Annotated in this window: 22 protein-coding genes; 12 read left to right on the top strand and 10 right to left on the bottom strand. The window is 70.3% G+C overall.

The genetic code is table 11. From position 1 onward, the window contains the following. The first annotated feature begins 30 nt into the window (after positions 1–30). Positions 31–1,752, top strand: coding sequence for a GGDEF domain-containing protein (locus tag P7V53_RS19070; protein ID WP_280151097.1), 1,722 nt, complete (start codon positions 31–33; stop codon positions 1,750–1,752). Positions 1,753–1,807: 55 nt separating this feature from the next. On the opposite strand, the gene P7V53_RS19065 is transcribed toward P7V53_RS19070, so the two are convergent. Next, positions 1,808–3,733, bottom strand: coding sequence for a beta-propeller domain-containing protein (locus tag P7V53_RS19065; protein WP_280151096.1), 1,926 nt, complete (start codon positions 3,731–3,733; stop codon positions 1,808–1,810). Between the two features lie 297 nt (positions 3,734–4,030). On the opposite strand from P7V53_RS19065, the gene P7V53_RS19060 reads away from it, so the two are divergent. The 11 genes from P7V53_RS19060 to P7V53_RS19010 are packed head-to-tail and all read left to right on the top strand — an operon-like array spanning position 4,031 to position 14,667. Then, positions 4,031–4,309, top strand: a complete 279-nt coding sequence (locus tag P7V53_RS19060) for a DUF2282 domain-containing protein (RefSeq protein ID WP_280151095.1) — start codon at positions 4,031–4,033, stop codon at positions 4,307–4,309. A 7-nt stretch (positions 4,310–4,316) separates the two neighbouring features. Further along, positions 4,317–5,183, top strand: coding sequence for a DUF692 domain-containing protein (locus P7V53_RS19055; protein WP_280151094.1), 867 nt, complete (start codon positions 4,317–4,319; stop codon positions 5,181–5,183). Beyond that, the gene (locus tag P7V53_RS19050; protein ID WP_280151093.1) at positions 5,180–5,959 is read left to right on the top strand and encodes a putative DNA-binding domain-containing protein; all 780 of its coding nucleotides are present in this window, start codon (positions 5,180–5,182) and stop codon (positions 5,957–5,959) included. Before P7V53_RS19055 ends, P7V53_RS19050 begins: the two co-directional genes overlap by 4 nt. 27 nt (positions 5,960–5,986) lie before the next feature. After that, on the top strand, positions 5,987–6,484 hold the full coding sequence (locus tag P7V53_RS19045) for a DoxX family protein (protein WP_280151092.1): 498 nt from the start codon (positions 5,987–5,989) through the stop codon (positions 6,482–6,484). 20 nt (positions 6,485–6,504) lie between these two features. Continuing rightward, a complete protein-coding gene (locus P7V53_RS19040; RefSeq protein ID WP_280151091.1) occupies positions 6,505–7,692 on the top strand; it encodes an ABC transporter substrate-binding protein in 1,188 nt (395 codons plus the stop codon). Then, positions 7,668–9,332, top strand: coding sequence for an ABC transporter permease subunit (locus P7V53_RS19035; protein ID WP_280151090.1), 1,665 nt, complete (start codon positions 7,668–7,670; stop codon positions 9,330–9,332). The genes P7V53_RS19040 and P7V53_RS19035 overlap by 25 nt, the downstream gene beginning before the upstream one ends. Further along, positions 9,332–9,973, top strand: coding sequence for an ATP-binding cassette domain-containing protein (locus P7V53_RS19030; protein ID WP_280151089.1), 642 nt, complete (start codon positions 9,332–9,334; stop codon positions 9,971–9,973). The genes P7V53_RS19035 and P7V53_RS19030 overlap by 1 nt, the downstream gene beginning before the upstream one ends. Continuing rightward, on the top strand, positions 9,966–10,574 hold the full coding sequence (locus P7V53_RS19025) for a CDP-alcohol phosphatidyltransferase family protein (RefSeq protein WP_280151088.1): 609 nt from the start codon (positions 9,966–9,968) through the stop codon (positions 10,572–10,574). The genes P7V53_RS19030 and P7V53_RS19025 overlap by 8 nt, the downstream gene beginning before the upstream one ends. A gap of 9 nt (positions 10,575–10,583) precedes the next feature. After that, the gene (locus tag P7V53_RS19020; protein WP_280151087.1) at positions 10,584–12,734 is read left to right on the top strand and encodes a bifunctional TVP38/TMEM64 family protein/FAD-dependent oxidoreductase; all 2,151 of its coding nucleotides are present in this window, start codon (positions 10,584–10,586) and stop codon (positions 12,732–12,734) included. Positions 12,735–12,744: 10 nt separating this feature from the next. Further along, on the top strand, positions 12,745–13,536 hold the full coding sequence (locus tag P7V53_RS19015; protein WP_280151086.1) for a DUF547 domain-containing protein: 792 nt from the start codon (positions 12,745–12,747) through the stop codon (positions 13,534–13,536). Positions 13,537–13,554: 18 nt separating this feature from the next. Beyond that, entirely contained in the window at positions 13,555–14,667 is a 1,113-nt protein-coding gene (locus P7V53_RS19010) for an FAD-dependent oxidoreductase (RefSeq protein WP_280151085.1), read from the top strand. On the opposite strand, the gene tolA is transcribed toward P7V53_RS19010, so the two are convergent. The 9 genes from tolA to ribH form a co-directional block, all read right to left on the bottom strand. Further along, on the bottom strand, positions 14,639–15,457 hold the full coding sequence (tolA, locus tag P7V53_RS19005; RefSeq protein WP_280151084.1) for a cell envelope integrity protein TolA: 819 nt from the start codon (positions 15,455–15,457) through the stop codon (positions 14,639–14,641). The two genes, P7V53_RS19010 and tolA, sit on opposite strands and share 29 nt — an antisense overlap. 108 nt (positions 15,458–15,565) lie before the next feature. Further along, a complete protein-coding gene (tolR, locus tag P7V53_RS19000) occupies positions 15,566–15,991 on the bottom strand; it encodes a protein TolR (protein WP_280151083.1) in 426 nt (141 codons plus the stop codon). Positions 15,992–16,006: 15 nt separating this feature from the next. Continuing rightward, the gene (gene tolQ, locus P7V53_RS18995) at positions 16,007–16,720 is read right to left on the bottom strand and encodes a protein TolQ (RefSeq protein WP_280151082.1); all 714 of its coding nucleotides are present in this window, start codon (positions 16,718–16,720) and stop codon (positions 16,007–16,009) included. Then, positions 16,717–17,118, bottom strand: coding sequence for a tol-pal system-associated acyl-CoA thioesterase (gene ybgC, locus P7V53_RS18990; RefSeq protein WP_280151081.1), 402 nt, complete (start codon positions 17,116–17,118; stop codon positions 16,717–16,719). The genes tolQ and ybgC overlap by 4 nt, the downstream gene beginning before the upstream one ends. 37 nt (positions 17,119–17,155) lie before the next feature. Then, the gene (locus tag P7V53_RS18985) at positions 17,156–17,545 is read right to left on the bottom strand and encodes a TssQ family T6SS-associated lipoprotein (RefSeq protein ID WP_280151080.1); all 390 of its coding nucleotides are present in this window, start codon (positions 17,543–17,545) and stop codon (positions 17,156–17,158) included. Further along, positions 17,542–19,179: a serine/threonine-protein kinase gene (locus P7V53_RS18980; RefSeq protein WP_280151079.1), complete on the bottom strand. Its 1,638-nt coding sequence runs from the start codon at positions 19,177–19,179 to the stop codon at positions 17,542–17,544. Before P7V53_RS18980 ends, P7V53_RS18985 begins: the two co-directional genes overlap by 4 nt. 126 nt (positions 19,180–19,305) lie before the next feature. Continuing rightward, positions 19,306–20,475: a pyridoxal phosphate-dependent aminotransferase gene (locus tag P7V53_RS18975; RefSeq protein ID WP_280151078.1), complete on the bottom strand. Its 1,170-nt coding sequence runs from the start codon at positions 20,473–20,475 to the stop codon at positions 19,306–19,308. Continuing rightward, positions 20,472–20,954, bottom strand: a complete 483-nt coding sequence (gene nusB, locus P7V53_RS18970) for a transcription antitermination factor NusB (RefSeq protein WP_280151077.1) — start codon at positions 20,952–20,954, stop codon at positions 20,472–20,474. Before nusB ends, P7V53_RS18975 begins: the two co-directional genes overlap by 4 nt. Next, the gene (ribH, locus tag P7V53_RS18965) at positions 20,951–21,415 is read right to left on the bottom strand and encodes a 6,7-dimethyl-8-ribityllumazine synthase (RefSeq protein WP_280151076.1); all 465 of its coding nucleotides are present in this window, start codon (positions 21,413–21,415) and stop codon (positions 20,951–20,953) included. The genes nusB and ribH overlap by 4 nt, the downstream gene beginning before the upstream one ends. Positions 21,416–21,421 lie beyond the last annotated feature (6 nt).

The following is a 21,421-nucleotide window of genomic DNA, read 5'->3' as shown; positions in this document are numbered from 1 at the left end:
CCGCGTTACAGTGCGCGGCCCATTTCCTGCATGCCCGTTGCCCCGATGTCGCCCCGGTCAGCGCTTGTCGCCGTTCGATTCCTGTTGCGCTGGCTCACGGCCTGCGTGCTGCTGCTGGGCTGCACCGCGGGCTGGGCCTCGTCGCCGGTGCCGGCCGACCCGGCGCGTCCGCTCGACCTGTTGCGCCAGGGGGACCTGTATCTGGCCACCGCGGGCAGCGAGCCGCCCGCTCATCCCGCCGAGCTCGACGCCTGGCTGGCCGGGCTGCAGCGCGTCGGCCGCGTCGGTCTGTTCGGCGGCAGCTACTGGCTGCATGCCCAGGTGCGCAACGACTCCAAGGTCTCGCAGTGGGTGATCGATCCGCACGGCAGCCTGATGGAGCGCGTGCAGGTGCGGGTGATGCTGCCGGGCGCGTCGCTGCAGGCGTTCAACGCGGGCTACGAGGCCGAGCCGCAGTACATGCTGCACTACGGCGGCGACGTGCTGCTCCCGCCCGGGCAGACGGCGCAGGTGCTGGTGCACCTCGAAAGCCGCTACTTCGCGCGCTATCCGAGCGTCGAGCTGATCGACAAGGCGAGCTATCGGCACATCGTCGTCTCGGAGAACGTGCTGGCGATCGCGGCCCTCGGCGCCATGCTCACCCTGGCGCTCTACAACCTCTTCATGTTCTACGGCACGCGCGACAAGGCGCTGCTGTACTACTCGCTGTACCTGCTGTGCGCAACGGTGGCGTGGGGCCTCACGTTCCATATCGGCGCGCACTGGCTGGGCTTTCTGGACCTGCGCTGGCACTACGTGGGCTTCTTCCTGCTGCCCGTGTTCAACGCGCTGTTCTTCCTCGAGTTCCTGCAGCTGCCGAGGATCGCGCCGGTGCTGTCGCGCGTGAGCCGGGCGAACATCGTGCTCTCACTGGCGCTGCTGCCGAGCTGCTTCGTCGCGCTGCCGTACGCCCACGCGCTGGCCACGCTGGTCATCTCGATCTCGCTGACGCTTGCCGTGACGGCCGGCGTGGTGAGCCTCGCCTCGGGCTTCCTGCCGGCGCGCTACTTCCTGGCCGCCTTTCTCGCGCTCATCGTGCCGGCCACCTTCATCCTGCCGGCCAACCTCGGGCTCATCGAGAGCCCGGTGCGCAACACCGAGCTGCTGACACTGCTGGGCGGCACCGCCGACGCCATCCTGCTGGCCTTCGCGCTCGCCGACAAGATCCGCCTGCTCGCCCGGCAGAAGGACCAGTACCTGGTGCAGCTGGACCGCGCGCTCGACCAGGCCAGCACCGACTACCTCACCGGCATCCTCAACCGCCACGCCTTCGACCGGATGCTCCAGGCCGCCATGGCGCCGCAGCGCAGCGACGACGAGGTGCATCGCGTGATGCTCGTCATGATCGACCTCGACGGCCTGAAGCGCATCAATGACGAGCACGGTCACACGCAGGGCGATGCGCTGCTGTGCGAGTTCGCGCGCCAGCTGGCCACCTTGAAGAGCGAGCGCACGGCGGTGTTCCGCCTGGGCGGCGACGAGTTCGCGGTGCTCGGCGACGCGCAGGACGAGGGCCGGCTGCGCGCCGCGATGGCGGAGTTCGAGACCTGCCTGCAATCGGCGGGCTTCGCCGGCGCCGGCGTCAGCCACGGCATGGCCTTCGGCTCCGAGACGCGCTCGGGCAGCCAGCTGCTCATCCGCGCCGACGGACGGATGTACCAGCACAAGACGGCCAAGCGGCCGGCGGGGGCGTCGGTGCGGGCGGTGGCCTGAGTTCGCAGGCCGGCGGTCGGTGCTCCCTCTTGCGCGAGCGGAAGAGGGGTCGGTCTCAATTGAACGGCGAATACCTCCCTTCGCGCCAGCCCTCGCGCGGCGCGAAGCTCGCCCGCCGACGCTCCTCGATGCGCTCGCTCCATCGGCCGCCGACGACTTGTCCCTCGACCAGCTCGTAGCCCAGCAGCGCGAACACCCGGTCGCCGATGAAGAGGGGCCGCGCGTTGCCGTACCAGTCGACGCACGAGGCCTTGCAGCCGTCGTCGCGTGCGGACTCGGGCCGGGCGTGCAGCTGGCCCAGCGGGCTGAACGCAAGGTCGCGCTGGCGCAAATACAGCACCGACGCCGAGCCGTGCACCCCTTGGTAGATGGACTTGCGCGGCCCGCCGCGCGCATCGAGCACCGGCAGCCCCAGCACGCCTTCGTCGCGACCGGTGGGACGGAAGAAGAAGCCGTGCGTGCGGGTCTCGCCCTGGCTGGCGCCCGGCTGGACATGGCGACCGGCGAGCTCGGCGCTGCGGCCGCGCAGGCGCACGCTGCTGAAGTGCAGGTCACCGTTGGCGCCGCCGACCAGCACCGCGCTGTCGCCCATCGCCTCGATGCGCTCGATCGCATGGCCGGGCTCCAGACGCTCGGCATCGGCCGCTGCGGCATAGCGCAGCGCCCACACGCCTTCCTGTGCGCCGCCCCACAGCAGCCAGTCGCCGACATAGCGGTTCTGCACCGCATGGCCGGCCATCGCCGGCAGCACGCGGTAGTGCTCGCGCTGCGCCGATGCGCGTCCGTCGCCGAAGGCGGACAGCGGCACGCGCAGCAGCGCCATCGAGCCCCTCGTGCGCTCGCTGCCCCACATGCCTTCGCCGGCACCCGATTCGCGCAGCAGGACGTTGAGATGGCCGGCCGCGTCCTCGAGGAACGACAGCTGGTCGATCGGCACGCCGGCGGTCTTCAGCGCGCTCGGTGCAGCGCCGTCGAGCGGCAGGCGGAACACCGCCGACAGCGGACGCGCTTCGACCGGCGCAGGACGATGCGGCCAGGCGCGCGCTCGGCGCCAGGCGCTGGTCCACACATAGACCGACCCCTGCGAGACGTAGAAGACGCGACCGGCCGGGCCCAGCACCGCACTCGACTCGCATTGCATGGACGCCGTGCCCAGCTCGCAGGTGGTGACCGTGTGCAGCGCCAGCACTTCGTGCGGGTCGAGGTCGTCGTCGCTGCGGTAGATGCGCGTGGCCGGCAGGATGCGCTCGAACTCGGCCGGCGTGGCCTCGCCGCGCCAGCGTCGCAGGCCGGGCATGCTGTCCCAGGGACGCGCCTGCCACGGCTGCAGGAAGGTCGGCGTGTAGAAGACCAGCTTGCGGCCGATCAGGCGGCTGGCGTAGTTGCGCGAGGAGTAGTAGTCGAAGCTGCGCAGGTGGTAGGTGGCACGGTAGGCGAGGGCGCCGTCGGCACCGAGCTCGAACAGCCCGACCTCCGTGCCGCCGCGTGCATAGCTGTAGCCGATGACGACGACCGTCGAGCCGGCGATCAGCAGCTCGTCGTACCACGCGCCGTGCGGATTGCTGCCGGGGGCGTAGGCATCGGTCGTCGCCGCCGGCTGCAGCGTGTCGCCGCCGATGCGCACCGTGAACAGGCGCCCACGACGCAGGATGACGAGATGGTCGCCGGCACGCTTGACGATGCCGCCTTCGTCGACGCCCGCGGTCTGCACGTTGGTGATCGATTCGGCGGCCCCGGCGGCATCGGCCGCCTTGGCCGCCAGCGTGGAGGGCGCCTGCGCCGCGGGCGCCGGCGGCGGCTCCATCACGGCACCGCCCATGGCTTCGCGGCGCCGTTCGCGCTGCAGCTTCTGGGCTTCGTCGCGCCAGCGGGTCAGCGCTTGCACGAACTCGTCTTCGCTGCGGAAGGCGGTGAGGGTGGCGGCGCTGGCGGGCAGGGTGAAGGCGGCCAGCAGGCACAGGACGCCGAATCGTCTGAGCATGGGTTCTCCCGGTGGTGGTAGCGGGTTGAACGGCGCAGGCGGGACAACGGGGTGAAACCGCTGGCGGCTGGACTGGCGAGGCCCGTTCCGCCTCGGTTTGCGCAAGAGGGCCAGGGAGAGGGCTCTTCCATGTCGGCGGCAACCCGTCGACACACGTTTGCATCACTTGGCGCCGCAAATGCCCGACCCGGCGGGCAAAATCGCTCATCCTCGCCCGTAAGGATGCGCCGCATGAATCGACAGACGCAGGTCGTCTTTCGCCGGGCATGTCGCCCACCCACCACAGGAGCCCCACTCATGAACCAGCGTCTCATCGCTTCTTCCGCTCTCGCCTCCGTCCTGGCCCTCGGCCTGCTGTCGGGCGCCCAGGCCGCCGACGAGAAGAACAAGGAAAAGTGCTACGGCATCGCCAAGGCCGGCCAGAACGATTGCGCCAACCTCTCGGGCACGCATTCGTGCGCCGGCCAGTCCAAGGCCGACAACGCCGTCGAGGAGTGGAAGTACGTCGAGAAGGGCACTTGCGCCAAGCTCGGCGGCAAGAGCGCCGACGAAGCCAAGAAGCTGGCCAAGAAGTAGAGCCCGGATGAACGAGCCGCGGCCCGCGCCGGCACCTGCGTCATCCGGCATCGGCCTGCGCCAGCCGCACTACGCCGAGGTGATGGAGAGCCTGCCGCGGCTCGGCTTCATCGAAGTCCATTCCGAGAACTTCTTCGCCGACGGCGGCGCCGCGCTCGCGGTGCTGCAAGACGCGCGAGCGCACTACGAGGTCAGCCTGCACGGCGTGGGGCTCGCGCTCGGATCGGCGGCGGGCGTCGATGCATGGCACCTGGACCGGCTTGCACGGCTGGTCGAGCGCATCGATCCCGTGCGGGTGTCCGACCACGCGTCGTTCGCCCGCGCGCCGCGCGCGCCGGGACAGCCGGTGCTGCATGCGAACGACCTGCTGCCCATCGCCTTCACCGACGCTTCGCTGGACATCCTGTGCGCCAATGTCTCGCGCGTGCAGGAGCGGCTGAAGCGCCCGCTGCTGGTCGAGAACCTCTCGGCCTACCTGTCCTTCGACGACGATCGCATCCCCGAGCCGGACTTCTTCGCCGGGCTGTGTGCGCGCACCGGCTGCGGCATGCTGCTCGACGTCAACAACCTGATGGTGAATGCGCTCAATGCAGGCGCGGACGATCCCGTCGCGAGCTGCACGGCCTTCATCGATGCGCTGCCGCACGGCATTGCCGGGGAAGTCCACCTCGCCGGCTATTGCGAGGCCGGCGACATCGTCATCGACGACCACGGCAGCCGCGTGCGGCCCGATGTGTGGACCGTGTATGCCCATGCGCTGCGCCGCTTCGGCGCGCTGCCGACGCTGATCGAGTGGGACACCGACGTGCCGGCGCTGCAGGTGCTGCTCGACGAAGCGCAGCGCGCCTCGTCGCTGATGAGCGGGTCGCGATGAGCCTTGAAGCCGATCGCCAACGCCGGCTCGTCGCCAGCCTGCTGGTCGATGTCGCCGGTCCCGGATCGCTGGCCGTGCGCGGGCCCGAGGCGCGGGCGCTGCGCGGGCTGCAGGCCTATCGCGCGAACGCCGATGCGTCGGCCGCACGCGCCCTCGCCAGCGCCTTTCCCACCGTGGAGCTGCTGATCGGCCACGAGGATTTCGCGCTGCTCGCGCGACGCTTCTGGCGGGAGCGGCCTCCGCAGCGCGGCGACCTCGGGGAATGGGGCGACTTGTTCGCCGATTGGCTGGCGGCCGAGGAAAGGCTGGCCGACTGGCCCTACGTGGGTGATTGCGCGCGGCTCGACTGGGCGCTGCACGTGTGCGAGCGTGCCGCCGACGCCGAGCTCGACCCCGCGACGATCGAGCGCCTCGGCGACACCGATCCGTCGCGCCTCGTCGCCGTGCTGGCCCCCGGTCTCGCGCTGATCGATTCGCGCTGGCCGATCGCCCGGATCCATGCGGCGCACCGCGACCCGCACGACCGGGGCTTTGCCGCCGTCCGCGAGGCGATCGCCCGGGAGGAAGGCGAATGCGTGCTGGTCGCCCGCGAGGGATGGAAGGCGATCGCGACTGCGCTCGCGCCCGCGCACGCGCCCTGGATGCGATCGCTGATCGCCGGTTGCGACCTGGGGCGCGCGCTCGAGCAGGCGCCCCAGGGCTTCGACTTCGGCGCCTGGCTGGCCACCGCGCTGCAATCGGGGTGGGTGAAAGGATTGCGCGTGCTGCCCGACTGAAGGGCATCTTTCGGGGAGGAGTCCTTCATGACGATGCTTGCGAGACTCTGGGCGTGGGGCGAATGCGCGATCGAGGCGCTGAACCGGGTGCAGCCTGCAGCGCAAGTGCTCGCGCGCTGGACCGTCGCCGAAGCCTTCTTCCGTTCGGGCCTGACCAAGCTGAACGATTGGGGCACGACGCTCGCGCTCTTCGCCGACGAATACCACGTGCCGCTGCTCCCTCCCGAGGTCGCAGCGGTGCTCGGCACCACCGGCGAGCTGGTGCTGCCGGTGCTGTTGCTGCTGGGCTTCGGCGGCCGGTTCGCCGCAGCAGGACTGTTCATCGTCAACGCCGTCGCGGTGGCCAGCCTGAACGACATCGCCCCCGCGGCGCTGCAGCAGCACGTGTTCTGGGGCAGCCTGCTGGCCGGCCTTGTGCTGTGGGGGCCGGGTCGCTGGTCGGTGGATCGCGTCGTCGCGCCATGGCTGCGCCAGCGCCTGATGGGTGAAGGAGAGGCTTCGAGTCGATACACTGCCGCGGCGTAGCGTCGATCCAGAACACAGGCATGCCCACTCGCCGACACCTTCTCGCCGCCGTCGCGAGCCTTCCCTTCACCTCGCGCGCCTTCGCTGCCGACTGGCCCGATGTCATGCGCGCCGCCCGCGGGCAGACCGTCTACTTCAACGCCTGGGCCGGCAGCGAACGCATCAATGCCTACCTGCAATGGGCCGGCGCCGAGGTCGACAAGCGCCACGGCGTGAAGCTGGAGCACGTGAAGATCGCCGACACCGCCGAGGTGGTGAAGCGCGTGCGCTCCGAGAAGCAGGCCGGGCGCACGTCGCAGGGCTCGGCCGACATGGTGTGGATCAACGGCGAGAACTTCGTCGCGATGAAGCGCGACGGGCTGCTGTTCGGCCCGTTCTCCGAGCGGCTGCCCCACTATGTTCATGTCGACGTCAGCGGCAAGCCCACGACGCGCGTCGACTTCTCCGAGCCGGTGGACGGCATGGAAGCGCCCTGGGGCATGGCGCAGCTCACCTTCTTCGGCGACGGCAAGCGCGTGCCGCAGCCGCCGCGCAGCCTGTCCGAGCTGATCGATTTCGCGCGGCGCCACCCGGGCCGCTTCACCTACCCGAAGCCGCCCGACTTCCACGGCACGACCTTCCTCAAGCAGGTGCTGCTCGAGGCCAGCAGGGATCGCCAGCCGTTCTACGCGCCGGTCGATGCCCATCGCTTCGCGGCGCACAGCGCGCCCTTGTGGTCGACGCTGGAGGTGCTGCACCCGCTGCTGTGGCGCCACGGCCGGCAGTTCCCGGCCAGCAACACGGCAATGCGGCAGATGCTGGCCGACGGCGAGCTGCTGATCACGCTCACCTTCAACCCCAACGAGGCCGCCACCGAGATCGCCGCCAGGCGGCTGCCCGCGTCGGTGGTGAGCTGGCAGCACGCAGGCGGCACCATCGGCAACACGCACTTCCTCGCGATCCCGTTCAACGCCAAGGCCAAGGAAGGCGCGCAGGTGGTGATCGATTTCCTGCTGTCGCCGGCAGCCCAGGCGCGCAAGGCGGACGTCGCGCACTGGGGCGATCCCACGGTGCTCGCGGTGGAGCGACTGCCCGCGGCCGACAAGGCCTTGTTCAGCCAGGCCGATGCACCCGGCGTGGTGGCGCATGTGGCGCCGGCCCTGCCGGAGCCGCATGCGTCGTGGGTCGAGGCCATCGAGCGCGAATGGACTCGGCGCTACGGGCAGTGACGCGGCCGGTGCGGCCGGCGTGGGCCCGCATCGGCTGGTGGCTGCCCGCCGGCGCCTTCCTGTTGCCGCTGGTCGCGGCCTTGTGGTGGGGCGTGGCGCAGGGACTGGACGCCGTGTCGTGGACCGTGCTGCTGCGCGATTCGCAGTTCCTGCCGGCATGGGCGCTGAGCGGATGGGTGGGCGTCGCGAGCACGGTGCTCGCGACGGCGCTCGCGCTCGGCATCGTGACCGCGCTGCACGGCTCGGGCCGCTGGCAGCGCGTGCAGGCCTCGCTGGGGGCGCTGCTGGCGCTGCCGCACGCGGCCTTCGCGATCGGGCTTGCGCTGCTGCTGATGCCCAGCGGCTGGCCCGCGCGCGTCGTCGCGCTGTGGGCGGGCTGGACCGAGCCGCCCGATGTCGCGACGGTGCAGGATCCCCTCGGGCTGGCATTGATCGCCGGCCTGGTGCTGAAGGAACTTCCGTTCCTGCTGTGGAACGTCGCGGCCCAGCTCCAGCGCGCCGGGCAGGGCGCCGAGCTGACGAAGCAGCTGCAGATCGCCGGCACCATGGGCTATGCGCGACGCACGGCGTGGCAGCGCGTGCTGTGGCCGCAACTGCTGCCGCGCCTGGCGTTACCGCTGCTCGCGGTGTGGGCCTACAGCCTGACGGTGGTCGACATGGCGCTGGTGCTGGGTCCCACGCAGCCGCCGACGCTGTCCGTGCTCGCCTGGCACTGGCTGCTCGATGCCGACACGGCGGTGAACCGGCAGGGGGCGGCGGCGGCCTTGCTGCTGGCGGCTTCGACGGCGGCCGGCGCGATCGGCGCCGCGCTGGCCTGGCGCCTGCTGCGCCCGGCGATGTCGCGGCGCTGGACGCGCGGCGATCGTCCGACGCCTGCGTCCCGGCTCGGCGTCGTGTGGCCGCGCGTGATCGGGGCGCTCTATGCGGCGGTGGGGGCGATGCTGCTGCTCGCCTCGGTGAGCGGCGTGTGGACCTTTCCCGCGCTGTGGCCGCAGCAGCTCACGGCGGATGCGTGGATCGCGGTGATCTCGAGTGCGCCGGCGATCGGACTGACGTTCGCCCTGGCCCTGGTGTCCGCGGCCACCGGCATGGTGCTCGCCGTCGCATGGATGGAGACCACGCCGGCGCACTGGGACACGCGCGCCGCCGCGTTGGTGTTCGCGCCCATGCTGATCCCCGGCGTGCTGCTCGTGTCCGGCCTGTACCAGCTCGCGCTGCACGCCGGCATCGACGGCAGCTTCGCCGGCCTCTGGCTTGCGCACTCGCTCTACGTCGCCCCCTACGTGCTGGTGTCGCTCGCACCCGCCTACCGCGGCCTGGATCGGCGCTACGAGCAGACCGCGCATGCACTGGGTCGCAGCCATGCCGGCACGCTGTGGCACATCAAGTGGCCGATGCTTTCGGTTCCGCTGGCGGCTTCGTTCGCGGTCGGCTTCGCGGTCAGCGTCACGCAATACCTGCCGACGCAGTTCGTCGGCGCCGGCCGCCACGCCACAGTGACCACCGAGGCGCTGACGCTGGCCGCAAGCGGCGCGCGCAGCGCTGCCGCGGCCTTCTCGCTGCTGCAGGCGATGCTGCCTGCGGCGATGTTCGCGCTGGCCTGGTGGGTCGGCCGAAGACAAGCGGCGCGCCTTGCCTGATGCTGGAGCTGACCGCCGTCACCCTCGCCACGCCTCACCGGCGGGTGCTGGTGCGCGACCTCTCGGCTCGCATCGAGGCGGGTCAGGTGCTTGCGGTGATGGGCGAGAGCGGCTCGGGCAAGTCCTCGCTGCTCGCGATGCTGGCCGGCACCTTGCCGCCGGACTTCGAGGCCCGCGGGAGCGTGCGCCTGGACGGCCGCGACATCGGCGCACTGCCGACTTCCCAACGGCGCGTCGGCCTGCTGTTCCAGGACGACCTGCTGTTTCCGCACCTGAGCGTGCTCGACAACCTGCTGTTCGCCTTGCCAGCCGGTGCGCGTTCCGGGCGCATTGCCGAAGCCGAGGCAGCGCTGCGCAGCGCCGGTCTCGAAGGCCACGGTCCGCGCTGGCCGCACAGCCTGTCCGGTGGCCAGCGTGCGCGGGTGTCGGTGCTGCGCGCGCTGCTCGCGAAACCGCGTGCGCTGCTGCTCGACGAGCCGTTCTCGCGCCTGGACGCCGCGCTGCGCGAGCGCTTCCGCCGCTTCGTCTTCGAGCGCGTCGTCGAGCAGGCGATTCCGGCGGTGCTGGTCACGCACGACCGGCAGGACGTGCCGCCCGGCGCGACCTTGATCGAGCTGCAACCGGAGCACGGCGATGCTTGACCGCTTCGCGATCCGGCTGCTCAAGCCCGGCCTCGACGGCGCTGCTCGCAGCCTGGCCCGCTTCGGTGTCAAGGCCGACCAGGTGACGGTGGCCGGCTTCCTCGTCGGCATCGCGGCGGCCGTGGCGATTGCACGCGGTGCGCCGCTGGCCGGCCTGGTGCTGCTGCTGGCCAGCCGCGTGTGCGACGGCATCGACGGTGCGCTCGCCCGCCTGGGCGCGCCCACCGACCGCGGCGGCTTCCTGGACATCAGCTTCGACTTCCTGTTCTACGCCAGCATCCCGCTCGCGTTCGCCTTCGCCGATCCGGCTGAGAACGCGCTCGCGGCCGCCGTGCTGCTCGCGGCCTTCATCGGCACCGCGACCACCTTCCTGGCCTTTGCCGCGCTGGCTGCGCAGCGCGGGCTGAAAAGCCTCGTCTATCCGAGCAAGGGCATCTACTATCTGGGCGGCCTCACCGAGGCGACCGAGACGCTCGGCTGCTTCGTGCTGATGTGCCTGTGGCCGGCGCAGTTCGCCGTGTTCGCCTGGGTGTTCGCCGCACTGTGCGCGATGACCATCGCGACGCGGCTGTGGGCCGGCTGGCGAACGTTCTCGGCGTAGGAGGGGGCGATGTCGCGCAAGAAGCTCCTGCTGATCGCTGCGCTGCTCGCGCTGGTCGCGGCGTTCTTCGTCTTCGACCTCGGCCGCTTCCTCAGCCTGGACTACATCAAGCAGCGCCAGGCCGACTTCGCGGCGCTGCATGCCCAGCGGCCGCTCGCCGTCATCGCCGTCTTCTTCATTGCCTATGTCGCCGTCACGGCGTTGTCGCTGCCCGGTGCGGCCATCATGACGCTGGCCGCGGGCGCCATCCTCGGCCTCGTCACCGGCACCATCGTCGTCTCGTTCGCCTCCAGCATCGGCGCGACGCTGGCATTCCTGGCGGCGCGATACGTGCTGCGCGACGCGGTGCAGGCACGCTTCGGCGCGCGCCTCGCCGAGATCGACAAGGGGATCGAGAAGGAGGGCCCGTTCTATCTGTTCACGCTGCGCCTGGTGCCGCTGTTCCCCTTCTTCGTGATCAACCTGCTGATGGGGCTGACGCGCATGAGGGCGCGCACCTTCTATTGGGTGAGCCAGCTCGGCATGTTCGCCGGCACCGTGGTCTACGTGAACGCCGGCACGCAGCTCGCGAGGATCGAGTCGCTGCGCGGCATCCTGTCGCCGGCGCTGCTGGGCTCCTTCGTGCTGCTGGGCGTGTTCCCGCTGATCGCGAAGAAGATCGTCGATGCCGTCCAGCGGCGCGAGGTCTACGCGCGCTGGGCCAGCGTCAAGCCCAGGCGGTTCGATCGCAACATGGTGGTGATAGGCGCGGGCGCCGCAGGCCTGGTCAGCAGCTACATCGCGGCCGCGGTGAAGGCCAGGGTGACGCTGGTCGAGTCGCACAAGATGGGCGGGGATTGCCTCAACTATGGCTGCGTGCCGAGCAAGGCGCTGATCAAGACCGCCACGTTGATGCACCAGATGAAGCATTCGGCCGACTACGGCATCGCGCGCGTCGAGGCGCGTGTCGACTTCGCCGACGTGATGGAACGCGTCGCGCGCATCGTCAAGCAGGTCGAGCCGCACGACTCGGTGGAGCGCTACACCGCTCTGGGCGTGGAGGTGCTGCTGGGCAGCGCGAAGATCGTGAACCCGTGGACGGTGGAGGTCGATCTCGGCGAGGGGCGCGGGCAGACCTTGACGACGAAGACCATCGTGATCGCCACCGGCGCCGCCCCTTCGGTGCCATCGCTGCCGGGACTCGACGACGTGGGGTTTCTCACCAGCGACACGCTGTGGGCATTGCGCGAGCTTCCGCCGCGGCTGCTGGTGCTGGGCGGCGGTCCGGTCGGCTGCGAGCTCGCGCAGGCCTTCGCGCGGCTGGGTTCGCAGGTGACGCAGGTGGAGATGGGACCTCGTCTGATGGCCCGGGAAGACGAGGAGGTGTCGGCCTTCGCGCGGCAGGCGCTGGAACGCGACGGCGTGCAGGTGCTCACCGGCCACAAGGCCCTTCGCTGCCTCCGGGAAGGCGAGCGCCTCTTCCTCGTGGTGGAGGCCGACGGCCGCGAGAAGCGCATCGAGTTCGACCGCCTGCTGTGCGCCGTGGGCCGAAGCGCGCGTCTCGAAGGCTACGGGCTCGAGGAACTCGGCATCCCTGCCGGCAAGACGATAGAGACCGATGAATACCTGCGCACGCGCTATCCCAACATCCTCGCCTGCGGCGACGTCGCCGGGCCGTTCCAGTTCACGCACACCGCGTCGCACCAGGCGTGGTACGCCGCGGTCAACGGTCTCTTCGGCAGCGTGAAGAAGTTCAAGGCCGACTACTCGGTGATCCCGTGGACCACCTTCATCGACCCGGAAGTGGCGCACGTGGGCCTCAACGAGCAGGAGGCGAAGGAGAAGAAGATCGCCTGCGAGGTCACGCGCTACGGCATCGACGAGCTCGATCGCGCCATCGCCGACGGCAGCGCACAGGGCTTCGTGAAGGTGCTGACGGTGCCGGGGCGCGACAAGATCCTCGGCGTCACCATCGTCGGCGCGCATGCCGGCGACCTGCTCGCCGAGTTCGTGCTCGCGATGAAGCACGGCCTCGGCCTGAACAAGATCCTCGGCACCATCCATGCCTACCCCACGCTGTCCGAGGCGAACAAGTACGCCGCGGGCGAATGGAAGCGCCAGCACCAGCCCGAGCGGCTGCTGAAGTGGGTGGCGAGGTTTCATGCGTGGCAGCGCGGCTGAGGAGCGCACGATGCGAACGCTGATGCTGTTGCTCGGGCTGCTGGCCTCGGCGGGCGCGTGGGCACAGTTCGACCACGGCCACGCCGCCTGGGACGCGCTGCTGCGAAAGCACGTTCGCTGGCTGCCCGACAACAAGCAGAGCCGGGTCGACTACACCGGCTTCAAGGCGGACCATGCCGAGTTGAAGAAGGTGCTGGCCGGCCTGTCGGTGGTGCAGAAGACCGAGTTCGACGGCTGGACGCCGCCCCAGCAGATGGCCTTCCTGATCAATGCCTACAACGCCTACACCGTCGATCTGGTCCTCACGCGGTACCCCGACCTGAAGTCGATCAAGGACCTCGGCTCGTTCGTCCAGTCGCCGTGGAAGAAGAAGTTCTTCGCGCTGCTGGGCGAGCCGCGCCACCTCGACTGGATCGAGCATGAGCAACTGCGTCCGCGCTACGCCGACTGGCGCGTGCATGCGGCGTTGAACTGCGCCTCCATCGGCTGTCCGGCGCTGCGCCCGGAGGCCTTCGTGGCCGCGCGGCTCGAGGTCCAGCTCGACGACGGCATGCTGCGCTTCATGAGCGATCGCACCCGCAACCGGGCGCGCGAGGGCAGTGCCGAGGTCAGTGCGATCTTCCAGTGGTTCCGCGAGGACTTCGAGCAGGGACACCGCGGCATCCACCGGCCCGAGGACTTGTTTGCACGCTACGCGGCGCAGCTCACCGACGATCCCGGCGAGCAGGCACGGCTGCGTGCGAAGACCATGCCGGTCGCCTACCTCGACTACGACTGGTCCCTCAATGCCGCGGGACGCTGATTTCTCGCAGGACCTCGCTTGAAGCACCTCGTGCTGGTCGGCGGGGGCCATGCCCATGTGCAGGTGCTGCGCGACTTCGCCGCGGCGCCGTTGGCCGCCGCCCGCATCACGCTGGTCTCGCCCGACCCGCAGCTCGTCTATTCGGGCATGGTGCCGGGACATCTCGCGGGGCACTACGCGTTCGACGACATCGCGATCGCCCTCGGGCCGCTGGCGGCGGGCGCGAAGGCGGACTTCGTGCAGGCGTCGGCCACGGCCCTCGATGCGGCCGCGCGCGTGCTCACGCTGTCCACGGGCGACACGCTGCGCTACGACGCGCTGAGCCTCGACAGCGGTGGCGTCGTCGATGCGGACGCGATCCCCGGCGCGCACGAGCATGCGCTGCCGGTGAGGCCGATGCGTCGCTTCGTGCAGCAGGCAGCCGAGCTCATCGAGCGGGCGCCGGCCGGGCCGCTGGCGATCGTGATCGTCGGCGGCGGCGCGGGCGGCGTGGAGCTGGCGATGGCCTTGCAGCATCGCCTCGCGGCACAGGCGCGGGTGAGCCTGGTGACCGGGGGTCCGCCGCCGCTGGCGTCGCATGCGGCCGGCGCGCAGGCGCGCGTGCGGCGCGCGCTGCGCCGGCGAGGCATCACGCTGTTCGAGGACAGCGTGGAGCGCATCGCCGAGGGCCACGTCGTGCTGGCGCGCCACGGGGGCCGCCTGGCCTGCGATGCGGCCATCGTCGCCACCGGCACCTCGGCACCGCAGTGGCTGCGAGACGGCGGGCTGGCGCTCGACGAGCACGGCTTCGTGGCGACATCGCCCACGCTGCAGAGCATGTCGCATGCCGAGGTCTTCGCCGCCGGCGATGTCGCATCGCGCCCTGATGCGCCGCATCCGAAGAGCGGCGTGTTCGCGGTGCGCGCCGGCCCGCCGCTCGCGCTGAACCTGCGACGCTTCGTCGGCGGCGGTGAGCTGCAGCCGCATGTGCCGCAGAAGCGCTCGCTGAATCTGCTGTCGTGCGGCGAGCGCTATGCCATCGCGTCGTGGGGCCGCTGGTCGGCCGAGGGCCGCTGGGTCTGGTGGTGGAAGGACCGCATCGACCGCGCTTTCGTGCGCGGCTTCAGAGATCGCGCGGCCGGAAGGCGATGACCATGCGCGACGGCACCGTGCCGTCCACGTCGCGCGGCAGCACCTGGGTGCGTTCGATCGCGCGCTGCACCGCGTCGTCCCATTCCTTCAGGCCGCTGGAGGTGACCAGCTTCTGGCTGACGATGGTGCCGTCGGGCGCCAGCCGCAGCTCGACCTCCGCGAGCGGATTGCCGGCCGGCTCGTCGGGGAACACGATGTTCGGCTTGATGCGCGCCTTGATGCGTCCCGCGTAGCCGGCCGACGGACCGGCGCTGCGTTCCGCCTTGCCGGTCGACGTGGGATCGCCGGTGGCCCCGGCCTGGCCCATCATGCGCTTCAGGTTCTGCTCGCGCAGCGCGGCGAGCTTCTGCTCCTCGAGCTGCTTCTTGCGCTTGTCTTCCTGCTCCTGCTTGCGCTTCTCGGCGAGCTTGTCAGCCTCTTCCTGCTTGCGCTTCTCGGCCAGCTTGTCAGCCTCTTCCTTCTTCTTGCGCTCGTCCTCGCGCTTGGCCTTCTCGATGGCGATCTGCGCGTCGGGCTGCGGCTCTTCCTTCGGAACCGGCCGGGGCGGCGGCGGTTCGGGCTTGACCACCGGCTGCGGTTCCGGCGTCACCGCCGGCGGCGCGGCGATCTGCGGCACCGAGGCCCACAGCTCGGCCTCGACCCCTTCGGGCTCGCTGGCGCGCCAGGCCACGCTGAAGGCGATGGCGATGATCAGCACGGCGTGGACCAATAGCGCGAGCACCAGCCCCGGGCCCATGCCGCGGGGCTCGCGGGGCATGAGGTCGTCGCGCGGCACTGCGGCGGTGTTCATTCCTCGCCTCGATGGCCACGAGGCACCCGCCGCGCAACCGGCGGTGCCGGGCGGTCGGGGGCGCCGCCTCGAGGGGGAGCGCCTAAGGCGCTTCGGGGATGGTCCATCTCAGGCGCCGGACTTCACCGACAGGCCCACGCGCTGCACGCCGGCACGCTGAAGCGTGTCCATCACTTTGACGACGGCTTCGTACTTCACCGCCTTGTCGGCGGAGATGACGACCGGCGTGTTCGCATCGCCGCCCTGCGCCTCGCGCACGCGGGTGGCGATGTTGCGCAGCGGCACGCTCTGCGGCTCCTTGCCGTCGAGGCGCATGCGCACGGATTCATCGCTGCCGACGACGACCTCGATGACGTGGTCGGGGCGCTGCTTGCTCTTGCCGACGCTGGGCAGGTCGACGAGGCCGGTGGTGATCATCGGTGCGGTGACCATGAAGATGATGAGCAGCACCAGCATCACGTCGATGAAGGGCACCATGTTGATCTCGTTCATGGTGCGGCGGCGGCCGCTTCCGCGGTGGCTGACGGCGGGCATGGCAGGCCTTTCGCGTCAGCGCGCGCCCGTGGTGCCGGTGGCGGCCGGCAGCGGGCTCTGGCTGGCGTTGCGGTGCAGGATGTTGGAGAACTCCTCGATGAAGGTCTCCGACTGGATCGCGATGCGGTCGATGTCGCGGGCGAAGCGGTTGTAGGCGATGACGGCCGGAATCGCGGCGAACAGGCCGATCGCGGTCGCCACCAGGGCCTCGGCGATGCCGGGCGCCACCGTGGCCAGCGTCACCTGCTGCAGGTTCGACAGGCCGATGAACGCATGCATGATCCCCCACACCGTGCCGAACAGGCCGACGTAGGGCGACACCGAGCCGACCGATGCGAGGAAGGAAAGGTGCGACTCGATCGCGTCCATCTCGCGCTGGAAGCTGGCTCGCATGGCGCGCCGCGCGCCGTCGAGCAGAGCGCCTGCGTCGGCGAGCCGGCGTTCGCGCAGCTTCAGGAACTCGCGCATGCCGGAGGCGAAGATGCGCTCCATCGGCGCCGCGGTGTCGGCGCGCTTGGCGGCGTCGTTGTAGAGGTCGGTGAGGTTCTTGCCGGCCCAGAACTCGCGCTCGAAGTCCTCGTTCTCGTTGCGCACCCGGCGCAGTCCGAACAGCTTGCCGAAGATCACCGTCCAGCTTGCGAGCGAGGTCACCAGCAGCCCGGCCATGACGACCTGCACGACGAAGCTCGCGTGCAGCACGAGGGTGACGATGGAGAAGTCCTGGTTCATCGGAGCAAGGCAAGCAGTTCGTTGGGAATGCGGCGTGGCTTGAAGGTTCCGGCATCGACGCAGCCGATGCGAATCGTGCCGACCGCGAGAAGTTCGTCCGCGCGCCGCGCCTCCTGCCGGAATGTCAGCGACGCGCCACCGGTCTCGGCGATGCGCACGCTGATCTGCAGCTGGTCATCCAGGCGCGCCGGTTCGAGGTAACTCACCGAAGTATCCGTCACGACGAAGATCGCGCCGGTGTCGTTTCGCAGGCGCTGCTGGCCGAAGCCCTTGGCTCGCAGCCACTCGGTGCGGGCGCGTTCGAAGTACTTCAGGTAGTTGGCGTAGAACACGACGCCTCCGGCGTCGGTGTCTTCCCAGTAGACCCGCAGGGCGTGGAGGAAGTCGGGCTCGGACATCGCCCGACATTATCCCGGACGCGGCCGGGGCGGCCGTTCAAGGCACGACGCGGCGGTACACCGGCCCCCACAGCGGATGGCCGCTTTCCGACTTGTTCAGTGCGAATGCCGGATCCGCCTGGCGAGCGGCGCGGAAGGCGGCCTCGCAGTTGGACGTGCGGTTGCTGGTGCAGTAGATGAACGCGAGGTACTTCTGAGCCGCTGCCCGGTCCTTGGCCGAGCTGAGGCCGGCCTGCAGCGCCGACTTGAGCTGCTTCTCGGCCTCGACGTACTGCGCGTCGTCGTACGCCCGCATGCCCGCGAGCAGCGCTTTCTCGGCCGGCCGCTCGGCGACGTCCATCAGGCCGGGTGCCGAGCGCGGCGGCTGGGCGCATCCGGCCAACAGGACGGCGGCGCCGAGCGCGGCGGCAACGAAGAGTGCTTTCATGATCCGAACTTGTGCTTGATCGTCACCGGCGTGCCGGCGGTGACCTCGAGGCTGCCGCTGTAAGGGGGCGAATCGGCGTTGCGGATGACGATCTGGTGCCGGCCTTCGGACAGCGTGATCTCGGTGAGCGGTGGCGTCGTGCCGACGGGGGTGCCGTCGACCTCCACCTGCCCCCAGGGGCTGATGGCCAGGCGAACCTGGCCCGATGCCGGCGGTGCGACGGCCGCCATGCGGGCCTCGCGCTCGCGTGCTTCGCGCGCCTTGCGCTCGCGGGGGGATTCCTTCGCGGCCTCCTTGGTCTTGGCCGGCGCGACGGCGACGGCGACGGCGACGGCGACGGGGGCGGGCGCCTCCAGCGGTGCTGCAGGTTCGGCGGCGGCCACCGCCGACGTCTGCACGGCAGAGGCAGCCGCTTCGGCCGCGACCGCCGGCATCGCAACGGGTGGCGCCACGGGTGCGGGCTCGGCCACGGCAGGCGGCGCTGCGGCCGCGACCACGGCAGCGCGGGGTTCATCGGGCGCGGCCATCCACCAGGCCAGTACCGCCAGCATCACGCCGGCCGCGGCGGCACCGGCCCACACGACGTGCTTGCGCCGAGTCGACAGCGCGCTGGCTTCTGCGGCCTCGGTCTCCTGACCGTGCTCGTCGAGCCAGTGGCGCAGCTCGCGCGACAGCGCACGCGCCGAACGGAAACGGTGATCGGGGTCTTTCTCCATCGCCCGCGCGGCGATCTCGGCCAGGGCCTTCGGCACGTCCTTGTTGACGGCGCTCGCCAGCGGCGGCTCGTGCTCGAGCACGGCGGTGGTGATCTCGCTCAGTGAGCTGCCGCGAAACGGCTTCAGGTCGGTCAGCAGCTCGTACAGCACCACGCCGAGGGAAAACACATCGGTGCGTCGGTCGCCTGGCTCCTGCCGCACCTGCTCGGGCGACATGTAGTAGGGCGAGCCGGCCGCGATGTCCTCGCCCGAATGCGCATCGTGCTGGTGGGCGACGCGCGCGATGCCGAAATCGAGCACCCGCGGCTGCGTGCGCCCGACCATGAAGATGTTGGCCGGCTTGATGTCGCGGTGGACCACGCCCTTGCTGTGCGCATAGGCCAGCGCGTCGGCCACGCGACGCACGATGAGCGCGGCCTGCGCCGGCGTGGGGCGCCAGCCTTCCTGGCGCAGCTGGCGCAGGTCGCGGCCTTTCAGCAGCTCCATCGCGATGTACGCGTTGTCGTCGCTGACGCCGGCGTCGAATACCGTGACGATGTTGGGATGCGAGAGACCCGCGGCGGCGCGCGCCTCGTTCAGGAACAGCGCGTTGAAGCCGGGACGCTGCTCGGCCGAGATCTCGAGGTTCAGCGTCTTGATCGCGATCAGGCGCGACAGCAGCGGGTCGTGCGCGGCGTACACCGTGCCCAGGCCGCCTTCACCGATGCGGTACTTGAGCGCGTAGCGGCCGATGTGGCCGATGGTGGCCAGCGGATCCGCCGGCTTCTGCGACTTCTCGGGCTTGGAGGGGGCCGAGGGGGCGCTCGCAGCGGGCGGCGGGCCGACTTCGGAATCGGCCCACAGGTCGACCATGGGCAGACTGGGTTGCGGTGCCGGCTCGCTGTCGGGCGGCAAGCTCGGGCTCGGGGCGGGCGGCATCGGGATTGACACTCCGGCAGCTTAGACGAGCCCTCCGGAGGGCAAGCGTGAAAAAGCCAGCGCTTGGTGGCCTTAGTAACACGTTTTCACGATTCAGCCCGGACGGTCAGTGAGGATTTGGCGTCCTTACGACAGCGCGCGTTGCAGGCGCTCCACAGCCAGCTCCAGTTGACTCATCGAGCTCGCATAGGACAGGCGCACGTAGCGGTGCGCGCCGTGCCGGCCGAAGTCGCGGCCGGGCGTGATGGCCACGTGAGCGCGCCGCATGAGGTCGAAGCAGAAGGCCCAGCTGTCGTCCGAGTGGCGCGAGCAGTCGGCCCATGCGTAGAACGCGCCGTCGGGCATCACCGGCACGGTGAGGCCGAGGGCATCGAGAGCCGGCACGAGGAAGTCGCGACGCGCATGGAATTCGTTGCGGCGGCGCTCGTATTCGGCGATGGCCTCGGGCTCGAAGCACGCGATCGCCGCATGCTGCGCCACCGTGGAGGGGCAGATGTAGAGGTTCTGCGCCAGGCGCTCGATCGGCGAGACCAGCTGCGGCGGCACGACCAGCCAGCCGAGCCGCCAGCCGGTCATGCTGAAGTACTTGGAGAAGCTGTTGATCGAGATCACGTCGTCGCCGTGCATCAGCGCGCTGTGGCCGAAACGCTCGTCGTAGCTCAGGCCGAGGTAGATCTCGTCGACGAGGGTGAAGCCGCCGCGTGCGCGCACCGCGGAAACGATGCGGCGCATCTCGTCGGGGTCGATGGAGGTTCCCGTCGGGTTGGACGGCGATGCCAGCAGCACGCCGCGCGTGCGCTCGGTCCATGCGGCCTCGACGCCCGCGGCGCTGAGCTGGAATCGCTCCTCGGGCGACGCCGGCAGCAGCACCGCACGGCCTTCGGCGGCCGCGACGAAGTGGCGATTGCACGGGTAGCTCGGATCGGGCAGCAGCACCTCGTCGTCGCGGTTGACCAGCGCCAGGCAGGCGAGCTGCAGTGCCGCCGAGGCACCGGCGGTGACGACGATGCGCTGCGGCGCGATGTCGAGCCCGAAGCGTTCGCCATACCAGGCGCTGATGCGCTCGCGCAGCGCCACCAGGCCGGTCGCGTCGGTGTACTGCGTGCGCCCGGCGCGCAGCGCCTGCTCGGCAGCCTGCTTCACGGCCGGCGGCGCGGTGAAGTCGGGCTCGCCGATGTTGAGGAACACCATCGGCGAGTCGGCGCAGGCGGAACTGAGCGCGAGCTCGGTGGCCGCCTTGGCGCACTCCATCACGTAGAAGGGCTCGATGTGATCGAGCCGCGAAGCCAGCCTCATCGCCGGCCGGCCCGGGACGCCTGGACCTCGACGGCGCGCAGCTCGGCGGCGGCCTTGTCCAGCACGCCGTTGACGTACTTGTGCCCATCCGTGCCGCCGAAGCTCTTGGCCAGCTCCACCGCCTCGTTGATCGCGACCTTGTATGGCACGTCGATGCAGTGCTTGAGTTCGTATGCGCCGATCATCAGCACGCCGTGCTCGATGGGCGACAGCTCGGTGGTCTTGCGGTCGACGTGGCGCGCCAGCACCGCATCGAGATCGGCGGCCTCGGCGATGCAGCCGTGCAGCAGGGCATCGAAATGCGCGCTGTCGCTCTTGTCGAAGCCTTCCTGCTCGCGCATGTGGGCTTCGATGACGCCGGCGTCGGAGCCGGAGATCAGCCATTCGTACAGGCCCTGCAGCGCCAGCTCGCGGGCACGGCGGCGCGTGGACTTGGGCGCCACGCGCCGGGCTGCGGGCTTCTTCTCGGATCCGGTCACGTCAGGTCTTCCATCAGATTGGCCATCTCGACCGCCACCCGCGCGGCGTCGCGGCCTTTCTCGTCGACTCGGGCCCAGGCCTGCGCCTCGTTCTCGACCGTGAGGATCGCATTGGCCACCGGGATCTGGTGGTCGAGCGAGACGCGCGTGATGCCGGCGCCGCTTTCGTTGGCGACCAGCTCGAAGTGATACGTCTCGCCGCGGATGATGCAGCCGAGCGCGATCAGCGCGTCGTAGTCCTCGCTGTCGGCCATGGTCATCAGGGCGACCGGCACCTCGAGCGCGCCGGGCACGGTGACATGGCGGATGTACTTGGTGGACACGCCCAGCTCGCGGAGCTCGGCGATGCAGACCTGTGCGAGCTTGCTCGTGATGGCGGCATTGAAGCGCGCCTGCACGATGCCGATGCGCAGGTCGCGTCCATCGATCTCGGTTTCGGGGCCACGGTCGGCGTCTTGCATGTTCGT

Source organism: Piscinibacter sp. XHJ-5, assembly GCF_029855045.1.
In the GTDB taxonomy this organism is placed as follows: Bacteria; Pseudomonadota; Gammaproteobacteria; order Burkholderiales; family Burkholderiaceae_C; genus Albitalea.
Note: the sequence above shows the minus strand (reverse complement) of the source record. Positions and strands in the feature narration are given on the sequence as shown.

Coding starts and splice junctions, on each gene's coding strand:
- P7V53_RS19050 (WP_280151093.1), top strand. CDS start 5,180: ATGAGCCTTGAAGCCGATCGCCAACGCCGGCTCGTCGCCAGCCTGCTG.
- tolA (WP_280151084.1), bottom strand. CDS start 15,457: ATGAACACCGCCGCAGTGCCGCGCGACGACCTCATGCCCCGCGAGCCC.
- P7V53_RS19020 (WP_280151087.1), top strand. CDS start 10,584: ATGTCGCGCAAGAAGCTCCTGCTGATCGCTGCGCTGCTCGCGCTGGTC.
- P7V53_RS19060 (WP_280151095.1), top strand. CDS start 4,031: ATGAACCAGCGTCTCATCGCTTCTTCCGCTCTCGCCTCCGTCCTGGCC.
- P7V53_RS19045 (WP_280151092.1), top strand. CDS start 5,987: ATGACGATGCTTGCGAGACTCTGGGCGTGGGGCGAATGCGCGATCGAG.
- P7V53_RS18985 (WP_280151080.1), bottom strand. CDS start 17,545: ATGAAAGCACTCTTCGTTGCCGCCGCGCTCGGCGCCGCCGTCCTGTTG.
- tolQ (WP_280151082.1), bottom strand. CDS start 16,720: ATGAACCAGGACTTCTCCATCGTCACCCTCGTGCTGCACGCGAGCTTC.
- P7V53_RS18975 (WP_280151078.1), bottom strand. CDS start 20,475: ATGAGGCTGGCTTCGCGGCTCGATCACATCGAGCCCTTCTACGTGATG.
- P7V53_RS19070 (WP_280151097.1), top strand. CDS start 31: ATGCCCGTTGCCCCGATGTCGCCCCGGTCAGCGCTTGTCGCCGTTCGA.
- ybgC (WP_280151081.1), bottom strand. CDS start 17,118: ATGTCCGAGCCCGACTTCCTCCACGCCCTGCGGGTCTACTGGGAAGAC.
- P7V53_RS19055 (WP_280151094.1), top strand. CDS start 4,317: ATGAACGAGCCGCGGCCCGCGCCGGCACCTGCGTCATCCGGCATCGGC.
- P7V53_RS19015 (WP_280151086.1), top strand. CDS start 12,745: ATGCGAACGCTGATGCTGTTGCTCGGGCTGCTGGCCTCGGCGGGCGCG.
- P7V53_RS19025 (WP_280151088.1), top strand. CDS start 9,966: ATGCTTGACCGCTTCGCGATCCGGCTGCTCAAGCCCGGCCTCGACGGC.
- ribH (WP_280151076.1), bottom strand. CDS start 21,415: ATGCAAGACGCCGACCGTGGCCCCGAAACCGAGATCGATGGACGCGAC.
- P7V53_RS18980 (WP_280151079.1), bottom strand. CDS start 19,179: ATGCCGCCCGCCCCGAGCCCGAGCTTGCCGCCCGACAGCGAGCCGGCA.
- P7V53_RS19040 (WP_280151091.1), top strand. CDS start 6,505: ATGCCCACTCGCCGACACCTTCTCGCCGCCGTCGCGAGCCTTCCCTTC.
- P7V53_RS19065 (WP_280151096.1), bottom strand. CDS start 3,733: ATGCTCAGACGATTCGGCGTCCTGTGCCTGCTGGCCGCCTTCACCCTG.
- P7V53_RS19030 (WP_280151089.1), top strand. CDS start 9,332: ATGCTGGAGCTGACCGCCGTCACCCTCGCCACGCCTCACCGGCGGGTG.
- P7V53_RS19035 (WP_280151090.1), top strand. CDS start 7,668: ATGGACTCGGCGCTACGGGCAGTGACGCGGCCGGTGCGGCCGGCGTGG.
- tolR (WP_280151083.1), bottom strand. CDS start 15,991: ATGCCCGCCGTCAGCCACCGCGGAAGCGGCCGCCGCCGCACCATGAAC.